The organism is Leifsonia sp. 2TAF2 (genome assembly GCF_052115085.1).
GTDB lineage: Bacteria > Actinomycetota > Actinomycetes > Actinomycetales > Microbacteriaceae > Leifsonia.
The window spans coordinates 2,049,017-2,068,182 of record NZ_JBFRFY010000001.1 but is presented as its reverse complement, the minus strand read 5'-3'; the positions used below and the strand labels follow the sequence as shown (position 1 = coordinate 2,068,182).

General features: G+C 69.5%; 21 protein-coding genes. 15 read left to right on the top strand and 6 right to left on the bottom strand.

Going from position 1 to position 19,166, the window contains the following annotated elements; translation table 11 throughout:
* Nucleotides 1–98: 98 nt before the first annotated feature.
* The 3 genes from AB4Z18_RS09975 to smc all read left to right on the top strand — a co-directional run bounded on the left by AB4Z18_RS09975 (nt 99) and on the right by smc (nt 4,926).
* Complete coding sequence (locus AB4Z18_RS09975; RefSeq protein ID WP_441782523.1) at nt 99–671, top strand: helix-turn-helix domain-containing protein; 573 nt, start codon at nt 99–101, stop codon at nt 669–671.
* Between the two features lie 35 nt (nt 672–706).
* On the top strand, nt 707–1,048 hold the full coding sequence (locus AB4Z18_RS09970; protein ID WP_441782522.1) for a hypothetical protein: 342 nt from the start codon (nt 707–709) through the stop codon (nt 1,046–1,048).
* A 293-nt stretch (nt 1,049–1,341) separates the two neighbouring features.
* Nucleotides 1,342–4,926 (top strand): chromosome segregation protein SMC, encoded by a 3,585-nt coding sequence (smc, locus tag AB4Z18_RS09965; protein WP_441782521.1) that lies wholly within the window; start codon nt 1,342–1,344, stop codon nt 4,924–4,926.
* A gap of 54 nt (nt 4,927–4,980) precedes the next feature.
* Here the strand turns inward: smc and AB4Z18_RS09960 are convergent, their stop codons facing one another.
* Nucleotides 4,981–5,787 carry a CHAD domain-containing protein gene (locus AB4Z18_RS09960; RefSeq protein WP_441782520.1) on the bottom strand — a complete coding sequence of 269 codons (807 nt, stop codon included), beginning with the start codon at nt 5,785–5,787 and terminating at the stop codon, nt 4,981–4,983.
* A 35-nt stretch (nt 5,788–5,822) separates the two neighbouring features.
* On the opposite strand from AB4Z18_RS09960, the gene ftsY reads away from it, so the two are divergent.
* From ftsY to ffh, 3 genes are read left to right on the top strand one after another with little or no spacing between them, the layout of a single operon-like run.
* On the top strand, nt 5,823–6,698 hold the full coding sequence (gene ftsY / locus AB4Z18_RS09955; RefSeq protein ID WP_441782519.1) for a signal recognition particle-docking protein FtsY: 876 nt from the start codon (nt 5,823–5,825) through the stop codon (nt 6,696–6,698).
* 9 nt (nt 6,699–6,707) lie between these two features.
* Nucleotides 6,708–7,208 carry a DUF2004 domain-containing protein gene (locus tag AB4Z18_RS09950; RefSeq protein ID WP_441782518.1) on the top strand — a complete coding sequence of 167 codons (501 nt, stop codon included), beginning with the start codon at nt 6,708–6,710 and terminating at the stop codon, nt 7,206–7,208.
* 60 nt (nt 7,209–7,268) lie between these two features.
* On the top strand, nt 7,269–8,849 hold the full coding sequence (ffh, locus tag AB4Z18_RS09945) for a signal recognition particle protein (protein WP_441782517.1): 1,581 nt from the start codon (nt 7,269–7,271) through the stop codon (nt 8,847–8,849).
* 24 nt (nt 8,850–8,873) lie between these two features.
* On the opposite strand, the gene AB4Z18_RS09940 is transcribed toward ffh, so the two are convergent.
* The 3 genes from AB4Z18_RS09940 to AB4Z18_RS09930 all read right to left on the bottom strand — a co-directional run bounded on the left by AB4Z18_RS09940 (nt 8,874) and on the right by AB4Z18_RS09930 (nt 11,615).
* Nucleotides 8,874–9,617: an SGNH/GDSL hydrolase family protein gene (locus AB4Z18_RS09940; RefSeq protein WP_441782516.1), complete on the bottom strand. Its 744-nt coding sequence runs from the start codon at nt 9,615–9,617 to the stop codon at nt 8,874–8,876.
* Nucleotides 9,618–9,756: 139 nt separating this feature from the next.
* Complete coding sequence (locus tag AB4Z18_RS09935; RefSeq protein WP_441782515.1) at nt 9,757–10,428, bottom strand: SGNH/GDSL hydrolase family protein; 672 nt, start codon at nt 10,426–10,428, stop codon at nt 9,757–9,759.
* Between the two features lie 50 nt (nt 10,429–10,478).
* Nucleotides 10,479–11,615 (bottom strand): glutamate--cysteine ligase, encoded by a 1,137-nt coding sequence (locus AB4Z18_RS09930; protein WP_441782514.1) that lies wholly within the window; start codon nt 11,613–11,615, stop codon nt 10,479–10,481.
* A 181-nt stretch (nt 11,616–11,796) separates the two neighbouring features.
* On the opposite strand from AB4Z18_RS09930, the gene rpsP reads away from it, so the two are divergent.
* From rpsP to rimM, 3 genes are read left to right on the top strand one after another with little or no spacing between them, the layout of a single operon-like run.
* A complete protein-coding gene (rpsP, locus tag AB4Z18_RS09925; protein WP_441782513.1) occupies nt 11,797–12,267 on the top strand; it encodes a 30S ribosomal protein S16 in 471 nt (156 codons plus the stop codon).
* Between the two features lie 4 nt (nt 12,268–12,271).
* Nucleotides 12,272–12,502, top strand: coding sequence for an RNA-binding protein (locus AB4Z18_RS09920; protein ID WP_441782512.1), 231 nt, complete (start codon nt 12,272–12,274; stop codon nt 12,500–12,502).
* A gap of 1 nt (nt 12,503) precedes the next feature.
* The gene (rimM, locus tag AB4Z18_RS09915; RefSeq protein ID WP_441782511.1) at nt 12,504–13,190 is read left to right on the top strand and encodes a ribosome maturation factor RimM; all 687 of its coding nucleotides are present in this window, start codon (nt 12,504–12,506) and stop codon (nt 13,188–13,190) included.
* 7 nt (nt 13,191–13,197) lie between these two features.
* Here the strand turns inward: rimM and AB4Z18_RS09910 are convergent, their stop codons facing one another.
* On the bottom strand, nt 13,198–13,866 hold the full coding sequence (locus tag AB4Z18_RS09910) for a GntR family transcriptional regulator (protein ID WP_441782510.1): 669 nt from the start codon (nt 13,864–13,866) through the stop codon (nt 13,198–13,200).
* A 46-nt stretch (nt 13,867–13,912) separates the two neighbouring features.
* Here AB4Z18_RS09910 and AB4Z18_RS09905 point away from each other — a divergent pair, with 46 nt between their 5' ends.
* Together AB4Z18_RS09905 and trmD are read left to right on the top strand one after the other, a co-directional pair.
* Entirely contained in the window at nt 13,913–15,124 is a 1,212-nt protein-coding gene (locus AB4Z18_RS09905; protein ID WP_441782509.1) for an MFS transporter, read from the top strand.
* Between the two features lie 49 nt (nt 15,125–15,173).
* Complete coding sequence (gene trmD / locus AB4Z18_RS09900) at nt 15,174–15,857, top strand: tRNA (guanosine(37)-N1)-methyltransferase TrmD (RefSeq protein WP_441782508.1); 684 nt, start codon at nt 15,174–15,176, stop codon at nt 15,855–15,857.
* A 34-nt stretch (nt 15,858–15,891) separates the two neighbouring features.
* Here trmD and map read toward each other — a convergent pair whose 3' ends face one another.
* Complete coding sequence (gene map, locus AB4Z18_RS09895; protein ID WP_441782507.1) at nt 15,892–16,656, bottom strand: type I methionyl aminopeptidase; 765 nt, start codon at nt 16,654–16,656, stop codon at nt 15,892–15,894.
* A 96-nt stretch (nt 16,657–16,752) separates the two neighbouring features.
* Here map and AB4Z18_RS09890 point away from each other — a divergent pair, with 96 nt between their 5' ends.
* The 4 genes from AB4Z18_RS09890 (at nt 16,753) to AB4Z18_RS09875 (ending at nt 19,026) form a co-directional block, all read left to right on the top strand.
* Nucleotides 16,753–17,250 (top strand): hypothetical protein, encoded by a 498-nt coding sequence (locus AB4Z18_RS09890; protein ID WP_441782506.1) that lies wholly within the window; start codon nt 16,753–16,755, stop codon nt 17,248–17,250.
* A 199-nt stretch (nt 17,251–17,449) separates the two neighbouring features.
* Nucleotides 17,450–17,797, top strand: a complete 348-nt coding sequence (gene rplS / locus AB4Z18_RS09885) for a 50S ribosomal protein L19 (protein WP_441782505.1) — start codon at nt 17,450–17,452, stop codon at nt 17,795–17,797.
* Between the two features lie 166 nt (nt 17,798–17,963).
* Nucleotides 17,964–18,626, top strand: coding sequence for a ribonuclease HII (locus tag AB4Z18_RS09880; RefSeq protein WP_441782504.1), 663 nt, complete (start codon nt 17,964–17,966; stop codon nt 18,624–18,626).
* A 76-nt stretch (nt 18,627–18,702) separates the two neighbouring features.
* Nucleotides 18,703–19,026 carry a DUF2469 family protein gene (locus AB4Z18_RS09875; RefSeq protein ID WP_018190696.1) on the top strand — a complete coding sequence of 108 codons (324 nt, stop codon included), beginning with the start codon at nt 18,703–18,705 and terminating at the stop codon, nt 19,024–19,026.
* Nucleotides 19,027–19,166 lie beyond the last annotated feature (140 nt).

Here is a 19,166-nt window from a genome sequence, read left to right as displayed (position 1 = left end):
TCCATCATGGGCCGGCGCGCTTCGTCGTCTAAAAAGGTATGACGCTCGCATCTTCCTCGGCTACTATTAGCGAATTCACTAATCGCAAGGTGGCCCTCATGACGCTCAACGCTCAACTCAGAAAGGCCCGAGAGCAGGCGGGCTGGACCCAGAAGGAGATCGCGGCGCGCTCCGGGATCGCACACAGCGCCATCTCGCGCTTCGAGAGCGGTAAGGCCTCGGTCACCACATCGACCCTCGAGACGCTGGCCGAGAGCCTCGGGGTGTCGCTGATCGCGGTCCCAGGCCGCATCAACGCGGCGGCGGACGTGGCGCGGTTCGTCGCGTCGCGGCTGGCCGACGGAAACACGGCCTCCGCGTTCCGTGGCCTGATCCAGTTCTCTGACGATCTGCGGGGCGGTAACTCGTTCACGACCGCCCTCAGTCTCGCCGTCGAGCCGGACAGCACGGGCGATCCGCATTTCGACGCGGCCATCGCGGGGCTCGCCGAACTCCGGCTGAAGGACTTGGGGCTCGAGAGCCCGGCTTGGGTGACGGCAGAGAACCGGTACGTGCAGATCGCCGAGGACTCGCTGGGGTATCACTGGTCGGCCGAGGACTTCGACGACACAGATCCGATTCTGCGATCACATGGAGTCGTGCTGCCGCATGAGACTCTGGCGAGTGTCTGATGGCGACTCAGGGTGCTCTCAGCAGGGATGACCTGGTGTGGGCGATCGACCGGATACGCGACGAACTGAAAGCTCGCGGAGTGACCGGCACGATCAAGATCATCGGCGGCACGGCGATGATCCTGAGCGACCTGGCGGATCGCGAGTCGACGGTCGACATCGATGCTGTCGTCATGATTCCGCCGGACGCGATCGCGCGGATCTCCGCAGAGATCGCGCAGGAGCGCGCCTGGCCGGCGGATTGGCTCAATCTGCAGGCACAGGGGTTGTACCCGGCTTACGCCGGCCATCCGCTCTGGGTCGAATCCGTTCCGTTGTCGGACGAAACCTTGTCGATTCAGCTGGCGACGCGAGAAGCCTTGCTCGCGATGAACTGAACGCCTCGCGCAGGGGACGCGACGAAGACGACATCCGAGCACTGATGAGCGCGTGCGAGGTCACCACCGTCGCCGCGGCGGATGGGCACTTCTCCGAATACTTCCGCGGTGAGTCGATGCCTGATAAGGCCGTAGTCCTGTTGCGGAAGCTGGGGTATCCGGACGGCGACAGAGCCATGTACGCCCACATCCCGGCGGCAAGGCCCCTGTCGGCCCGCACCGCGACAGATTGAGGCAGTACCTCGCGGCGCTCCGGCACGGCTACGGCCTGATCGTCGGGTAAATTCGCCTGCGTGTACTTGAAGAGTCTGACGCTCAAGGGCTTCAAGTCGTTCGCGCAGCCGACGACGTTCGCCTTCGAGCCGGGCGTCACCTGCGTCGTCGGTCCCAACGGGTCCGGCAAGTCGAACGTGGTGGACGCGCTCGCCTGGGTGATGGGCGAGCAGGGCGCCAAGACGCTTCGCGGCGGCAAGATGGAGGACGTCATCTTCGCCGGCACTGCGACCCGCGGACCCCTGGGGCGTGCAGAGGTTCAGCTCACCATCGACAACTCGGACGGCGCGCTGCCGATCGAGTACTCGGAGGTGACGATCTCCCGCACGCTGTTCCGCAACGGCGGCAGCGAGTACGCCATCAACGGACAGTCGTGCCGTCTCCTGGATGTGCAGGAGCTCCTGAGCGATTCCGGCCTCGGCCGCGAGATGCACGTCATCGTCGGCCAGGGCCAGCTCGACGCAGTCCTGCACGCGAGCCCGGAGGACCGGCGCGGGTTCATCGAGGAGGCCGCCGGCATCCTGAAGCACCGCCGCCGCAAGGAGAAGACCCTCCGCAAGCTGGAGGCGATGCAGACCAACCTCACCCGCCTGAGCGACCTCGCCGGGGAGGTGCGGCGCCAGCTGAAACCGCTCGGGCACCAGGCGGAGATCGCACGCGAGGCCCAGACGATCGCGGCCGTCGTCCGCGACGCCCGGGCGCGGCTCCTCGCCGACGAGGTCGTCACCCTGCGCCGCACCCTCGACGACCACGGCCGCACGGAGTCGGAGCGGCACAGCGAGCAGATCGTGCTTCAGGAGCAGCTGGAGCAGAAGCAGCTGCGCCGCACGCGGCTGGAGCAGGCGCAGGTCGGGGATGCGGTGGATGCGGCCCGCAGCACCGCCTTCGCCCTCGAGTCGGTGCAGGAGCGGCTGCGAAGCCTGTTCACCCTCGCCAACCAGCGGGTCGCGCTTCTCGGCGGCCAGGCGGACGCGCCGGACACCGGCCCCAGCGTCACGCCGCAGAACGTGCAGGACGCCCGCGACGAGGTGGAGCGCCTGCGGGGCGTCGTGGTCGACGCCGAGGCGGCCTGGACCGCGGCACAGGCCGCGACGCGAAGCGCCCGCGCCCGGCTGGACGCCGTGGACGAGGAGATCGCCGCGCAGAGCGCGCTCGTCTCACGCCACGACCTGGAGATCTCCAAGCTCAACGGCCAGGCGGAGGCGGCGGCGCAGAGGCTGGCCGCTGTCCGCGGCGAGGTGCTGCGCCAGCAGAACGCGCTCGACGCGGCCACCGAGCGTCGTGAGCGCGCACGCGCCGAGTTCGCCGCCCGCGAGGCCGAGGCGGCGACGGCCGATATCGGCGAGGGCGACCTCGACGAGGCCTACGAGCTGGCCCAGGCGACGGTGTTCGAGGCGGAGGGCGAGATCGAGCGGCTCCGCGAGGAGTTGCACACCCTGGAGCGGGAACGGGACGCCCTCGCCGCCCGCACCAGCGCCCTCTCGCGGGCCCTCGACCAGAAGGACGGCTCCGCCGCCCTGGTCGCGGCGCGCCTGGACGGCGTGCGCGGGCTCGTGGCGGAGCACGTCCGCGTCCACCCCGGCTACGAGGCGGCGATCGCCGCAGCGCTCGGGACGCTGGCCGACGCCGTACTCGCCGACGGTCGCCGGTCGGCGGTGGCCGCCGTGACGCATGCCGCAGACGAAGACCTGGGCCGGGTGGAGGTGGTCATCGGCGGCGCACCGGCCGCATCCGTCGACCTCACCGGGGTCGGGGGAGTCGTAGCCGCGACAAGCGTCGTGGATGCGCCCGACGGCGTGCGCGGCATCCTCGCCTTCACCGCCGTCGCCGACGACCTGGAGGCCGCGCAGCGGGCGTTCGACGCCTTCGGCGCCCGCGGCATCGGCGGACCGGTCACGATCATCACCCGCACCGGGGAGGTCCTCACCGAGCACGTGCTCCGCGGCGGGTCGGGCGCGAAGCAGAGCCGTATCGAGCTGATCGCCGACCGGGATGCCGCCCAGGAACGCCTGACCGAGGTCACCTCGCTGATCGACCGGGCGAAGTTCGCCCTCGCCGAGCAGCGCGGCGTGCTCCAGGTCGCGAAGGAGCAGTCGCAGGCAGCCCTCGCCACCCTGCGGGAGTTCGACGCGAAGCTCGCCGCCCAGACCGAGCAGGTCAATCGTCTGAAGGTCCAGCTGGAGGCCTCCCAGGCGGAGTTCGACCGCCTCAGCCGTGCCCTCGAGCTGGCCGCCGAGCGCGTGGCCGAGGCGGAGCAGGCCGCCGATCGGGCGAAGGCGGAGCTCGAGACCGCGCGCTCGCGTCCGCGCCCCATCCTGGATGTGAGCGCCCGTGACGCGCTGTCGCGCGAACTGGACGCCGCACGCGAGGCCGAGGTGGAGGCGCGACTTGCCGTCGAGACGGCCAAGGAGCGCGTGCGGGCCGAGCAGGCTCGCGGCGAGGCGCTCGCCCGCAGGCTGGACGCCGAGCGCGCAGCGGCCGAGGAAGCTGCCCGCCGTGCCGTCATACGCCGCCGGCAGCTGGATGCGGCGCAGAGCGTCATCGACGCCCTCCCCGCCGTGCTCGACTCCGTCGATCGCTCCGTCGCCCAGGCGCGGCTGGAGCTCGCTACCGCCGAAGCTCAGCGCGCCAGCCAGAACGAGGAGCTGGCGACCTTGCGCCGCGATGAGAACGCGGTCCGCGAGCGGCTGCAGGCGATCACCGAGTCCGTGCACGGCCTTGAGCTGCAGATCTACGAGAAGAAGCTGCACCTCTCCAGCCTTCTGGAGCGGGCGGGCAGCGAGCTCGGACTGGTCGAGGACGTGCTGGTCGCCGAGTACGGGCCGGAGGTGCCCGTCCCGGTGGATGTCGCGCGCGACGACCTGCGGGAGCCGGAGGCCGACACGGAGACCGAGGCAGAACCGGAGGTCGAGACCGTCCCGTTCTCGCGGGAGCAGCAGCAGAAGCGCTTGGCCTCCGCCGAGCGGAAGCTGTCGCAGCTCGGCCGCGTGAATCCGCTCGCGTTGGAGGAGTTCGCCGCGCTGGAGCAGCGTCACAAGTTCCTCACCGAGCAGCTGACCGACCTGACGAACACCCGCAAGGACCTCCTGACGATCATCGAGGACATCGACGAGCGGATGCAGACCATCTTCGAGTCCGCGTTCGCGGATACCGAGGCGGCGTTCGCGCGCGTCTTCCCCATCCTGTTCCCGGGCGGCCAGGGGAGTATCAGCCTGACCAATCCCGACGACCTGCTGACCACCGGCATCGAGGTCTCCGTCAAGCCGGCCGGCAAGAAGATCGAGCGCCTGTCGCTGCTCTCCGGCGGCGAGCGGTCGCTGGCCGCCGTCGCCCTGCTGATCGCGATCTTCAAGGCGCGGCCCAGCCCGTTCTACATCATGGATGAGGTGGAGGCGGCGCTCGACGACGCCAACCTGGGGCGCCTGCTCACCATCTTCGAAGACCTCCGCGAGACCAGCCAGCTGATCGTGATCACGCACCAGAAACGCACGATGGAGATCGCGGACGCCCTCTACGGCGTCTCGATGCGCCAGGACGGCGTCTCCGCGGTGGTCGGGCAGCGCGTGGCGCAGGAGCGGGAGCAGGAGCAGGAGCGGGCGAGCTGAGCCCCGCCGAGTGGTGACATCCTGTCGCCACTCACGAGGGATACCCGCATCCACTCACGTTTCGATGGCGGCGAGCTTCTCTTCCAGGCCGGCGAGGAGTTCCTGAGCGCGCGACTCGCACTCCGTGGCGAGGAGCGCGATTCCGGTCGCGGCGGCGGGGGTGAGCGGGCGGCGCGCCGCGTTGTCGCGCAGGTGGCGCGCCAGCAGCACGAGATCGCGGTGGTCGCCGAGCGCATCCTGGACCGCCTCCGCCGCAGCAGCGACGCGCACCGCTTCGCGGCCGAGGTCGTCGACCACGGCCTCTGCCCCATAGCGGAGCCGCCGCGCCGCCTTCCGGGTCTCGTGGCGCTCGGCCAGCGACGAGCCTGCGGCCCGGTGGACGCGCGCGACGGCTTTCGTCAGCGCCTTGCGGGTCACTCGCCGAGGGTGGCCATGGCCGGCCTTCGTGAGCGGCGGGTCAGCCGCGAACCGCTGCAGGTCCGCCATCAGCTGCCGGTGCGCCCGCCCGCCCAGGTGCCGCAGCAGCGCCTCGTGGGCGCGGTCGTACTCGGCGCGAGCGTCGGCCGCCAATGCCTCGACCGCATCCACGACCTCCGGCGGGGAGTCCGCATGGAGCAGTCCTTCGAGGTCCCGCGCCCGCACCTCGGCGTCTCGCGCGGTCCCGAGCCGCGCGCCGAGGCGCTTCAGCCGGTCGCGCATGCCGCGGCGCGCATCCCGTTCGAACGCCTTGCTGTACACGCTCAGGATGCTGCGCAGCCGGCGCACACGCGTCCGCGCCTGATGCACCGCGTCATCCCCGCCCGTCTCGATTGCGACGAGCTGTTCGGCCAGCTCCGCAGAGACCCCCACCAGCGCGTACATGAGCACACCGTACAACCCCGGCTAGTCTGAATGTCATGGCTGACCGCACCCCCTGGTCTCTGTCGGGCGCCCTCCGCGGGCTGTTCGCGAAGAAGACCATCGACGACGACACCTGGGACGACCTCGAGACGGCGCTGATCACCGCCGACTTCGGCCCGGATGTCACCGAGGCGGTGATCGACGACCTCCGCGCGAAGGTCGACCGGTACCACACCACGGACCCCGCCGATCTGCAGCGGATGCTGCGGGAGACGATGGAGGAGCGGCTCTCGAAGCTCGACACGACCCTCAAGCTGAGCGACCGTCCGGCGATCGTGCTCGTGGTCGGCGTGAACGGCGTCGGCAAGACGACCACGATCGGGAAGTTCGCCAAGTTCCTGCGCACCTACGACCGTTCGGTCGTCGTCGGCGCGGCGGACACGTTCCGTGCCGCGGCAGTGGAGCAGCTCGCCACCTGGGCGGAGCGTGCCGGAGCCGAGATCGTGCGGCCGCAGCAGCAGGGCCAGGACCCGGCGTCCGTCGCGTTCCAGACGGTCGAGAAGGCGAAGCGAGACGGCACCGAGATCGTCATCATCGACACCGCGGGGCGCCTGCAGACCAAGGGCGGCCTGATGGACGAGCTGTCCAAGATCAAGCGCGTCGTCGAGAAGCAGGCTCCAATTGCAGAGGTACTGCTAGTGCTCGACGCGACCACCGGTCAGAACGGTCTCGCCCAGGCGGAGGCGTTCCTTGAGCACGCCGGCGTCACCGGACTCGTGCTCACGAAGCTCGACGGTTCCGCGAAGGGCGGATTCGTGCTCGCCGTGCAGGAGCGCACGGGCATCCCGATCAAGCTGGTCGGCCAGGGCGAGGGGATCAACGACCTCACCGGTTTCACCCCGCACGTCTTCGCCCAGCAGCTGGTGGGATAGGGTCACGCCATGGCGATCGAGCACGACTTCTTCGGCGTCGTCGACGAGACGGCGAGCGGCGGCCTGGCGTGGGACGACACGGTGGAGCTGGGCGACCAGGCCATCGACGTCGAGCTGCTGGCCGACGACGAGAGCGCGGTGCCGGAGTTCGCCCTCGACTCCGCAGCTGCGCTCATCCAGGCGCTGGAGGGGTTCGACGCGCGCGCCAGGGACGCGCTGATCGCGGAGCTCAGCTCGCGGCAGTCGGCGACCGTCACCTACATCGACGAGCACGTGGAGAAACTGGGCGATAGCCTCGTCGACCTGCTGGTCTACAACTCGGGTGACATCGCCATCGACGTGCTGCGGTCGCTGCAGCTGCTCAGCGTCGTCATCCAGGCCGATCACTCGGACGAGGACGAGGTCTTCGCGACCTTCGACTATTCGATCGCGCCGGACGAGACGGATGCCCTGCTGACGGTCGCCTTCGATGTCCGCGGCGACGTGGTCTCGGTCGAGACGCAGCCCTAGTGCGAGGCGCTCGCCGCGCACGGCGGGTGGCCAGTGAAGTCCCGATAGAATAAACAGATCATGGCTACTTTCGGCACGCTGTCCGACCGACTTGCGGACACCTTCAAGAACCTGCGCACCAAGGGCAAGCTGTCGCCGGCCGACGTCGACGGCACCGTGCGCGAGATCCGTCGCGCCCTGCTCGACGCCGATGTCGCCCTCGAGGTGGTCAAGGACTTCACCGGCAAGGTGCGCGAGCGCGCGCTGAGCGACGAGGTCAACAAGGCCCTCAACCCGGCACAGCAGGTCGTCCAGATCGTCAACGAGGAGCTCGTGGCGATCCTCGGCGGCCAGCAGCGCCGCCTGCAGTTCGCGAAGAAGCCCCCGACGGTCATCATGCTCGCTGGCCTCCAGGGCGCTGGTAAGACGACGCTGGCGGGCAAGCTCGGCAAGTGGCTCGTGAAGGACGGCCATACGCCGCTCCTCGTGGCCGCCGACCTCCAGCGGCCGAACGCCGTCCAGCAGCTGCAGATCGTCGGCGAGCAGGCCGGCGTCCCTGTGTTCGCCCCGGAGCCCGGCAACGGCGTCGGCAACCCCGTGCGGGTCGCCAAGGACGCGATGAAGTTCGCCGAGACCAAGCAGTACGACACGGTCGTCATCGACACCGCCGGTCGTCTGGGTGTGGATGCCGAGCTGATGAAGCAGGCCGCCGACATCCGCAAGGCCACCGACCCGGACGAGGTGCTGTTCGTCATCGACGCGATGATCGGTCAGGATGCCGTGGCAACAGCCAAGGCGTTCCAGGACGGCGTCGACTTCACCGGCGTGGTGCTCTCCAAGCTCGACGGCGACGCCCGCGGTGGAGCCGCGCTCTCTGTCGCGTCGGTGACCGGCCGCCCGATCATCTTCGCGTCGACGGGTGAGAACCTGGACGACTTCGAGCCGTTCCACCCGGACCGCATGGCGTCGCGCATCCTCGACCTCGGCGACATCCTCACCCTCATCGAGCAGGCCCAGGAGGCCTTCGACGAGGAGGAGGCGCGCCAGGTCGCCGAGAAGTTCGCGACCGACAGCTTCACGCTCGACGACTTCCTGAAGCAGATGCAGCAGCTGCGCAACATGGGCTCCATCAAGAAGATGATGGGGATGCTGCCCGGCGCCGGCCAGATGAAGCAGCAGCTCGACCAGTTCGACGAGCGTGAGATCGTGCGCACGGAGGCCATCATCCAGTCCATGACGAAGGCCGAGCGCACGAACCCGAAGCTGCTGAACGGCTCCCGCCGGCTCCGCATCGCGAAGGGCTCCGGCTCGACGGTCACCGAGGTGAACCAGCTCGTCAACCGGTTCGAGCAGGCCGCCAAGATGATGAAGACCGTCGCGAAGGGCGGCGTGCCGAACGTTCCCGGCATGGGTCCCATCCCGGGTGCGTCCTACGCCGGTCGCGGCAAGCAGCAGAAGAACAAGAAGAAGGGGTCGCGTTCGGGCAACCCGGCACGTCGCGCGGCGGAGAACGCTGCGCTGGCGGCGGGCGTGAGCCCGGCCGGCGCGTCGACGCCGAGCGGCAGTGGTTTCGGCTTGGGCGGCGGCGCCCCTCAGGCAACGCCGGCAGGCGGGCCGTCGGAGGAAGAGCTGAACGCGCTGCAGAAGTTCCTGGGCCGGTAGGCCGGACCGTCCCGGATCGCCCGGCTAGAGCGCCAGGTTCAGCGGACGCAGCTTCGACTCGATGGTCCGGGCGACGACCTTCTGCCCGGCCGCGTTCGGGTGGATGCCGTCCGGCTGCAGCAGGTCGGGGTGCCCCACGAGCGGGAAGCCGATGTCGAGCCAGGTTCCGTCGACGTCGCGGACCGCATCCCCGACGATCTCGTCCACGTGAGTCATCGTTGCGGGCGGCTGGTCGGAGCCCCAGATGCCGGTGATGCCGATGATCGAGGCGTCCGGGAACGCCTCCCGGAGTTCCCGCAGCATGCGGTCGGCGTTCGCGGTGACGGCGGCGGGATCCTGGTCGCGGTCGTTCCTGGTCGCGGCGAGCAGGATGACCTGCGGGTGCAGGTGGAGTGCAGCATCCACCTGCTGACGGTAGGTCGCGCCGTTCCAGCCGGGCTTGACGAAGCCGGAGCCGGAGACGGCCAGGTCGGTGAGCCGCCAGCCGTGGGAGGCGGAGAGGATGGCGGGCCACGCCTCGGCGGCCGTGACGCCCTTGCCGAACGCGATGGAGTCGCCGATCGCGACCGCGTCGACGGGGTCCGCGTTCTGGCGGGCGGTGCCCGCGACCGGGGCGGCGACCGAGGTCGACTGTGCGGCGACCGGGCGGGCACTCGGCGTAGCGGAGCAGCCCGCGAGGGCCAGGAGGGCGACCGTCAGTGCCGCAGGCGCGAGCAGCGGGAGGCGGGTGGCGTGGGCGCGCGGGCGGCGTCGGGTGAGGGTGCGCACGGGAGCGACGTTAGAGCGTCAAACCTGCGAGAAGCCTGTGTGGCGGTTCCGGGCGTGTCGGCCCGGTGGTAATCGAGCGCGTTCGTCGCCTCCGTCGAAGAACGGAGATCCGTACGGAATCGGGTCGGAGCGGGTCCGGTCAGAGCCCCAGCATGGCCTCCACGGCCGCCGCGATCGCCTGCTGGCCTGGCAGAGTGGGATGCTCGCCGTCGTCCTGGACGAGACCCGCACGGTCGCGATAGGGCTGGCCGAGGTCCAGCCAGGTGCCGCCGACGTCGGCCACCGTCCGGCGGAGTGCCGCGTCCGCGGGGGAGAGGTCGTCGTCGGTCGCCGAACCCGTGAGCGCGCTGAAGCCGACGATCCGGGCATCCGGGAGCGCCGTGCGGAGGCGATCGACGGCCTGGCTCATGGCGGAGGCGACCTGGTCCGGATCCGCGTCGAGGTCGTTGTCGGAGGCCCCGATCAGCACCAGCTCGGGCTTTGCGGCGAGGGCCCTATCCACCTGGGCCGAGAAGGTCTTCCCGTCCGGACCCTGGGCGACGAAACCGGCGCCCGGCTCGCTGAGGTTGTCGAGCCGCCACCCGTGTTCCGCCGCGAGGAGTGCGGGCCAGGCCTCCGACGGATCGAGACCCAGACCGGACTCGATCGAGTCGCCGATCACGGCGACCCGCAGGGCACCCGCAGGGAGGGATGCGGCCGACGGCTCAGACGTGCCGGCGTTCGCCGCGGCGCATCCCGAGAGGACGGCGAGCGCCACCAGCGCCACCGTCATCGTGGCTGCCGCGGTGGCAAGGGGCCGTCGTGCCAGCATGCATTCACCGTACGCGCGGACCCTATGGTTCGGCTTGGTGAAGGTCCGCCTCAGCGCCCGAGTCCGCTGCGCAGTTCGTGCGTCAGCGAGCTGACCACCGCCTGCAGGCTGCCGCCGTTCTGCTCCGCGACGGCGAGCTGCCGCTGGTAGCTCCCTCCCGTTTCCAGGATGGTGAGCACCGTCGCGAGCTCGTCCACGCATCCCAGTCGCTCGGCCTCCGGCTGCAGGTCCTCCACGAGCTCCCGCAGCGAGTCCGAGACCAGCAGCTCGCTGCCGTCCGGCGCCGTGATGATCTCCGCGTCCAAGCCGTAGCGCGCAGCGCGCCACTTGTTCTCGCGCACGAACCACGGCTGCAGCGTGACCGGCTCGACGCCCTCATCCAGTCGTGACGACATGCGGTCGGTCAGGCAGTGGATCAGCGCGGAGACGGCGCCCACCTCATCAGCTGTGGACAGCCCGTCGCACGCCCGCATCTCGACCGTGCCCCACTTGGGCGACGGCCGGATGTCCCAGCGGACCTCCGAGTGATCCTCCACGACGCCGGTGGTGACGAGGTCCTCCACGTAGGCCTCGTAGTTGGCCCACGTGCCGAACTGCCAGGGCAGGCCCGCGGTCGGCAGCTGCTGAAACATGAGCGCGCGGTTGGAGGCATAACCGGTGCGCGCGCCCGCCCAGAACGGGCTGGATGCGCTGAGCGCCTGGAGGTGCGGGTAGTACGTCAGGAGGCCGTTGACGATCGGCAGCGCCTTGTCGACCGAGTCGATGCCCACGTGCACGTGGACGCCCCAGATCATCATCTGGCGCCCCCACCACTGCGTCCGGTCGAGCAGGCGGTCGTAGCGCTCGTTGGGCGTCACCTTCTGGTCGAACCACTGGGCGAACGGATGCGTCCCCGCGCACATGAGCTCGACGCCCAGCGGATCGGTGACGCCGCGGACCAGGCCGATCAGCTCCTGCAGATCGGTGATGGCGGCCGGAACCGTCTTGTGCACTCGGCTGACGAGCTCCACGGTGTTCATCAGGAGCTCGTGCGTGATCTGCGGGTGTTCGCGTCCATCCGGCGTGCCCAGTTCGCGGAGCACATCGTCGGCGATCTGCACCAGGTCGCCGGTTGAGCCATCGACGAGCGCGATCTCCCATTCGATGCCCACCGTGGAGCGCTCGGATTCCGAGAATTCGATCTGCATGCGGTCGTCCCGTCCATCCGATTGTTCAAAGCAGGGCAGTATCTGACAGAATAACTAGTTGAGTTCGCTGTACCCGACCCTCTATCCGGTGCGGCGGACGAACATTAGACCTCCTGCCGAGTGTGCCCCCACGCCCACGGCAGTCAGTTCGACACATCTCATCCACTCACACAGGAGAATCGTGGCTGTCAAAATCCGTCTGAAGCGCCTGGGCAAGATCCGCGCTCCGTACTACCGCATCGTCGTCGCCGACTCGCGCACCAAGCGCGACGGTCGCGTCATCGAGGAGATCGGTCTGTACCACCCGACCGAGGAGCCCTCGCGCATCGAGGTCGACTCCGACCGCGCGCAGTACTGGCTGAGCGTCGGCGCCCAGCCGACCGAGCAGGTCACCGCGCTGCTGAAGCTCACGGGCGACTGGGGCCGCTTCAAGGGCGACAAGAACGCCGTCAGCACCGTCAAGGTCGCCGAGGGCAAGTCGGAGTTCGTCGCCGACGAGAAGAAGAAGCCGGTCCTGAAGCCCAAGGCCGACAAGACCGCCGCGGCTGAGGCTGTCGTCGAGGCCGAGGTCGAGCGCGAGGAGGCCGCCGAGGCCAACGTCGTCGCCGAGGCCGAGGCCATCGCGGACGACGCTTCCGACGAGAAGGCCTGACATCTTGCTCGCACCCGCGCTCACGCACCTGGTCAAGGGGATCGTCGATCACCCTGACGACGTCCACGTCGTGGCCAAGAGCTCCCCGCGTGGCGAGGTCCTCGAGATTCGCGTGAATCCCGAGGACCTCGGCCGGGTGATCGGTCGCTCCGGCCGCACGGCCAAGGCGCTCCGCACGCTGGTGGGCGCCCTGGCCGACGGCCGGCGCGTCCGTGTCGACGTCGTCGACGACTGAGGTGGCGGACCACAAACTGCCCCGCAAGGAGGTCGCCCCCCGGCCCGGTCAGACCGAGCTGCGGGTGGGGCGCCTCACGAAGGCGCACGGCCTCAAGGGCGCACTTAAGATCGAGCTGTACACGGACGAGCCGGAGAAGCGGTTCGTCCCGGGCGCCGTCTTCACGCTGCAGGTGCCCACCGCATCCAAGTGGCACGGCAAGACGCTCGAACTGCGCGAGCTGCGCTTCTACAACAGCCAGCCCGTTGGCTTCTTCGCCGGCGTCGACGACCGCACCGAGGCGGAGACGCTGGTGAAGGCCATCCTCTGGGTGAGCCAGGACGTCAAAGAGCTGCCGGACGAGGATGACGCCTGGTACGACCACCAGCTGGTCGGACTGGATGCGATCCGCGACGGCGTCTCGGTCGGCCGCGTCGCGCGCGTCGACCATCTGCCCGCTCAAGACCTGCTGGCCATCGCCACGGGGCATGGCGAGGTGCTCGTGCCGTTCGTGAAGGCGATCGTTCCCGAAGTGGATGTGACCGCCGGCACCGTGACGCTCACGCCGCCCGCCGGGCTGTTCGAGGAACTGCCGGATGACGACGAGGAGCCCGCGGGCGACGCCGAGCCTGCGGGCGATAGCGACGCTGCCGAATCGGACTCCACAGAATCGGACGCTGCCGAGCCGGACGCCGACGACGCTCGCTGAGCCGCGCTCAGACGACGATCGACAGGCCGCGCCCGCGCAGCATCCGCGCGTCCGCACCCAGGGCCGCCACGAGCCGGTCGTGCGTGCCCACGATGTGGTTGTGGATGAGCGCAGCAGCCTCCTCGGGCCGCCGAGCGGCGACCAGAGCGAGGATCTCACGGTGCTCCTCCCACGCCTCCTCGCTGCGGACCACGAGCCAGCGGGCTCGCGCCAGTCGCGTCATGGCGGAGTCGACCGCGTCGGCGAGGAAGTGGTTGCCGGAGAGCGCGGCGAGCCGCACGTGGAATTCCGTCCCCGCGCGGACCGCGTCGTCGTTGGACCGCCCCTCGTCGAAGCCGTCGAGGTGAGCGGTCAGCGCGGCGATCTCCGCGTCGGTGGCACGCGCGCAGCTGATCCGTGCCGCCGCGCTCTCCACCGCATCCCGGAGCTCGCTGAGCTGTGCGATCTCGCCGAGGTCGATGGGGGAGACCCGCCATCCGCGGCCGTCGCGGGAGACGAGCCCCTCCGCCTCGAGCCGCATCAGGGCGGCCCGGAGCGGGGTGCGCGATGCCCCGAGCTCGGTCTCGAGCTTGCGCTCGGTGAGTCCTGATCCCGGGACGCGGTCGAGGTCGAGGATCTGTGCGCGCAGCCGGTCGTAGACCGTCGGGGGACTGGCGGGAGCAGCGAGCTGGGGCATGGTCCTCCTTTGGTATACCGGCTTGGTATACCGCTAGGGTATACCCATGATGAGCGGAAACGGACGCCGACCACGCCCCTGGCTGATGCTCGCTTTCGGGGTGCTGGCGCAGGCCAGCTCCACCGTCTTCGTCTCGACGCCGGCGTTCCTCATCCCGCTGCTGCACACCGAACGCGGTCTGAGTCTGGCCCAGGCCGGGCTCCTCGCCTCAGCGCCGACGCTCGGGCTCGTGCTGACGCTCATCGCGTGGGGCGCCCTCAGCGACCGGATCGGCGAGCGCTGGGTCATCGCCTCGGGCCTCGCCTTGACGGCGGTCGCCGCTTTCGCTGCGATGTTCGTCGACTCCTACGTCGCGCTGGGCGCACTCTTCTTGGTGGGCGGGATGGCCTCGGCAAGTCCCAACGCGGCCAGCGGTCGCGTGGTGATCGGCTGGTTCCCGAAAGAGCGCCGAGGGCTCGCCATGGGCATCCGGCAGATGTGCCAGCCGCTCGGGGTCGCGATCGCGGCGCTCACCGTGCCCGTGCTCGCAGCGACGGGCGGGATCGCCGCCGCCCTCGTCGTCCCGGCTGTGCTGTGTGCCGTGTCGGCCGTGCTCTGCGCGATCGGCATCGTCGATCCGCCCCGGCCGCCCCGCCAAGCCGTGGCAGGCGAGCAGGCGCACCCCCAGGCGGTGTGGCGGCCGTACCGGGAGACCTCGCTGCTCTGGCGCATCCACTCGGTCTCGATGCTGCTCGTGGTCCCGCAGTTCACCATCTCGACCTTCGGGCTGGTCTGGCTCGTGTCCCAACTGCATTTCGCCTCCCTCGCCGCGGGCATCGTCATTGGCGTGAGCCAGTTCGCGGGCGCGATCGGGCGCATCGGCGTCGGCGTGCTCAGCGACCGGGTCGGCAGCCACCTGAGGCCGCTGCGCTGGGTCTCGCTCGGCGCGGTCGCGGTGATGCTGCTGATGGCGGTCGCATCCTCCCTCGGCTCGGTCGCCGCGGCGGTGATCCTCATCGTGGCCGCCATCGTGACGGTCGCGGACAACGGGCTCGCGTACACATCCGTCGCCGAGATCGCCGGCCCGTTCTGGTCCGGACGGGCGCTGGGCGCCCAGAACACCGGTCAGTTCCTGGCGGCGTCCGTCGTGGGCCCTGTCGTCGGGGCGCTGATCGGCTGGGTCGGGTACCCGATCGCCTTCGCACTCGTCGCGGTCTGCCCCGCGGTGGCCGCACCGCTGGTGCCGCGCGACCGGGAGCTCGTGGCTGTGCCCGCCTGACGGCGCTCTTCGCGCTCTTCTAGACGACTCCCTCTTCTAGACTTCTGGGATGCGCATCGACATCGTCACGATCTTCCCGACCTTCTTCGATGTGCTCGACATCTCGCTTCTCGGGAAGGCGCGGCAGTCCGGGCTGATCGAGCTCGGCGTGCACGACCTCCGCGACTTCGCGCACGACCGCCATCGCACGGTCGACGACACCCCGTACGGCGGGGGAGCCGGGATGGTCATGAAGCCGGAACCCTGGGGTGAGGCGCTCGACGGCATCCTCGATTCCGGCTCGGACCCCGTGGTCATCTTCCCGTCACCTGCCGGCGAGGTCTTCACGCAGGCGACGGCCCGCGAACTGGCCCAGGAGCAGCACCTGGTCTTCGGATGCGGGCGGTACGAGGGCATCGACCAGCGCGTCTTCGACGAGACGGCTTCGCGCGCGCGGGTGCGCCTGATGAGCATCGGCGACTATGTGCTCAACGGCGGCGAGGTCGCGACCATGGCGATGATCGAGGCGTTCGGCCGGCTCATCCCGGGCGTCGTCGGCAACCCGGAGAGCCTGGTGGAGGAGTCGCACGAGGACGGCCTGCTCGAATATCCGAGCTACACGAAGCCCGCGCTCTGGCGCGGTCGCGAGGTGCCGCCCGTGCTGCTGTCGGGCAACCACGGGGCCGTCGACGCCTGGCGTCACGAGCAGCAGCTCGCGCGCACGCGCGCCGTGCGCCCCGACCTCCTGCCCTGATCAATCGATCGCTGCCCAACGGGGGCGGGGAGCGTCAGGGGGCCGAGAGGATGAGGGGGCCGTCGTCCGTGATGGCGATGGTGTGCTCGGAATGGGCCCCGCGGGAGCCGTCGGCGCTGCGGAGCGTCCAGCCGTCGCGGTCGGTGTAGATCTCGTCGGTCGTCTCCAGGAACCACGGCTCGATGGCAATGACGAGGCCGGGACGCAGCGGGTACCCCCGGCCCGGCCGGCCGTCGTTCGAGATGTGCGGATCGCCGTGCATCGTCCGTCCGACGCCGTGGCCGCCGAACTGCGTATTGATCGAGTAGCCCTCGGCGTGCGCCACCGCGGCGATCGCGGCGGAGATGTCGCCGATCCTTCCGCCCGGCTGGGCGGCCTGGATGCCGGCCGCCAGAGCACGACGCGTGGTGTCGATGAGGCGCAGATCTTCGTCCCGCGGCGTTCCGACTACCAGGCTGACCGCCGAGTCGGCGACCCAGCCGTCGACGCTTGCCGCGAAGTCGAGGGTGAGCAGGTCGCCATCCTGGAGGCGGTAGTCGTGCGGGAGGCCGTGCAGCACGGCGTCGTTGACGGAGGTGCAGATGACCTTCCCGAAGGGGCTCGCGCCGAAGGAGGGGTGGTAGTCGAGGTAGCACGACGCGGCGCCACGCTGCCGGATCAGGTCATGCGCGAGCGCATCGAGCTCCAGCAGGTTCACACCGACGTGGGCGGCCGCAGCGGTCTGTTTCAGCACATCCGCAACGAAGCGCCCGGCCGGCCGCATCTGCTCGATCTCCGCGGGTGTCCTCAACTCGATCACGCCGGCTCCTTTCGATGTCGTACGGCTCCAGTGTCTCAGGTGCGCATCCGGGAAACCCGCAGCCGCAGCACAGCCGTCCGCCGCTACGCTTTAAGTGTGTTCATTCGCAAGGCGTTCTACTGGTGGCTCTTCCCGTCCGCCGTGGTGCTCCCGGCCTGGCTGCTGGTCGGTTGGGCCGCCTTCAACCAGGGGAGCGGGTGGTCGTTCCTCGGCCTCCTGCTGCTGTGCCCCATCCTCTTCGTCGCCATGCTCGTCGTTGGCGGCATCGTCATGGCCCGGCGGAGCGTGCGTGAGGCGCGTGCCGTCTCCTGGTACGACGTCGCGCTGTTCGCTCCGTGGCATCTCACCATCATCGGTTTCGGCTTCTTCACACCCGGTCTCAGCGGCTGGTTCGCCGTCCTCGGCATCCTGCTCTTCGTAGCGGTCTTCTGGGTCGCTGTCTGGGAGTTGCTCCGCGAGACGCGAGCGCGCGTGCAGCAGACGTTCGACGCCTACCAGCGGGCCGCCCAGCCGCGGCAGGTGCCGCAACCGGAGGGCGACGTCGTCGACGCCGGCGAGTACATCGTCATCGAGGAGCGCCGCGACCGCGACTGAGCGGCGCCGCACATCCCACCGCTTTGGCAAACCGGGGCCGAGCATGGCAGAATTGACCCTTGTGCCGCGGCCAGGCTCTGCCACAGGGGAGCCAGCACTCATCGCGGACACCACATCGAACCCAGACGGCCGTCCCTCCTGAACGGAGCCGGCCCCTAGTCCGTTCCCGACCTGCGGCGGGCACAGAGAGCGAACAGCCATGCACATCCTCGACCAGCTCGACTCGGCGTCCCTGAAGCAGGACATCCCGGACTTCCGCGCCGGCGACACCGTCAAGGTGCACGTGAACATCATCGAGGGCACCCGCTCTCGTGTCCAGGTCTTCCAGGGCGTCGTCATCGGCCGCTCCGGCGAGAGCGTCCGCGAGACCTTCACGGTCCGCAAGATCAGCTTCCAGGTGGGTGTCGAGCGCACCTTCCCGGTCCACTCCCCGGTCATCGACAAGATCGAGGTCGTCACCCGCGGTGACGTCCGTCGCGCGAAGCTGTACTACCTGCGCGAGCTTCGCGGCAAGAAGGCGAAGATCAAGGAGAAGCGCGAGAGCTGAGCTCCGCGCCCACCAGCATCCCGAGCTCCCGGTCCGTTCGTTCGGACCGGGAGTTCGGTCGTTTAACGGCCGTCGTGTCGTTCGCGGCGCCGCCGGGCATGAGTGAGAATGGACGCGCAAGGCTCGCGCACGCGGACGAAAAGGGCGGAGGGACGAGGAACGCATGATGACCCCGATATCGCCGTCGCTCCGGTTCGAGAAGGCGCTCTATCGTCAGGGCGTGACCTCGATCGTCGCTGTGGACGAGGTCGGTCGCGGGGCCCTTGCCGGCCCCGTCGCCGTCGGCATGGTCGTCATCGACACCACCGTGAAGCGCATCCCTCCGGGTCTGCGCGACTCCAAGCTCCTGCCCGAGCCGGTTCGCGAGTCGCTCGATCCGCTGTGCCGCAAGTGGGCCATGCATCATGCGGTCGGGCTCGCGACCGCAGCGGAGGTCGATTCGCTCGGCATCATGCGCTGCCTGGGGCTTGCGGGTGCCCGGGCGCTCGCGCAATTGGAGCTGCAGGGCGCGCTGGTCCACGAGAGCACGCTGATCCTGGACGGCAACTACGACTACCTGAATCCGGCACTCATGCGCCCGGCGAAAGTGGTGACGAGGATCAAAGCCGATCGCGACTGCGCATCCGTGGCCGCCGCATCCGTCATCGCCAAGGTCCACCGCGACCGGATGATGATCGCGCACGACCAGGAGTACCCCGGGTACGGCTGGGCGAGCAACAAGGGGTACTCGACGCCGGAGCATTTCGCTGCCATCTCCGAGCTCGGCCCGAGCGCGCTGCACCGGCTCACGTGGCTCAAGGAGCCGGCTCTCATCGACATCCCGGAGTGATTCCGCGAGGGTCGTCGTCCACAGGTTCGGCGCCGTCGGAGCGGGCGCGCTCCATCCGGCATAGACTTGGCGGACGATGGATGAAGACGAGTTCGATGACTACGACCGCGAGGTCGAGTTGGCACTGTATCGCGAGTACCGGGACGTCGTCTCGCAGTTCAAGTATGTGATCGAGACGGAACGTCGTTTCTATCTGGCGAACGAGGTGGAGTTCGTGCGCCGCGATACCGAGCACGACTTCTACTTCGAGCTGACGATGAACGACGTCTGGGTGTGGGACGTGTACCGCGCCGACCGCTTCGTGAAGTCCGTGCGCGTCCTCACGTTCAAGGACGTCAACATCGAGGAGCTCTCCTCCAAGGAGTTCGAGCTGCCCAAGGAGCTCGCGCTCGACGAGTGAGCGGGTCCGCTAGCGGGCTGAGTTCGAGCGGTTTCGGGATGCTCGCGCGGTAGGCGCCGTCCTCCGGCGGCGTTCTGTCCACAGTTCGCTGCCCTGGCGCCTTCTCCACAGATCCTCCGTCCCGACGTTCTGCCGCCTCC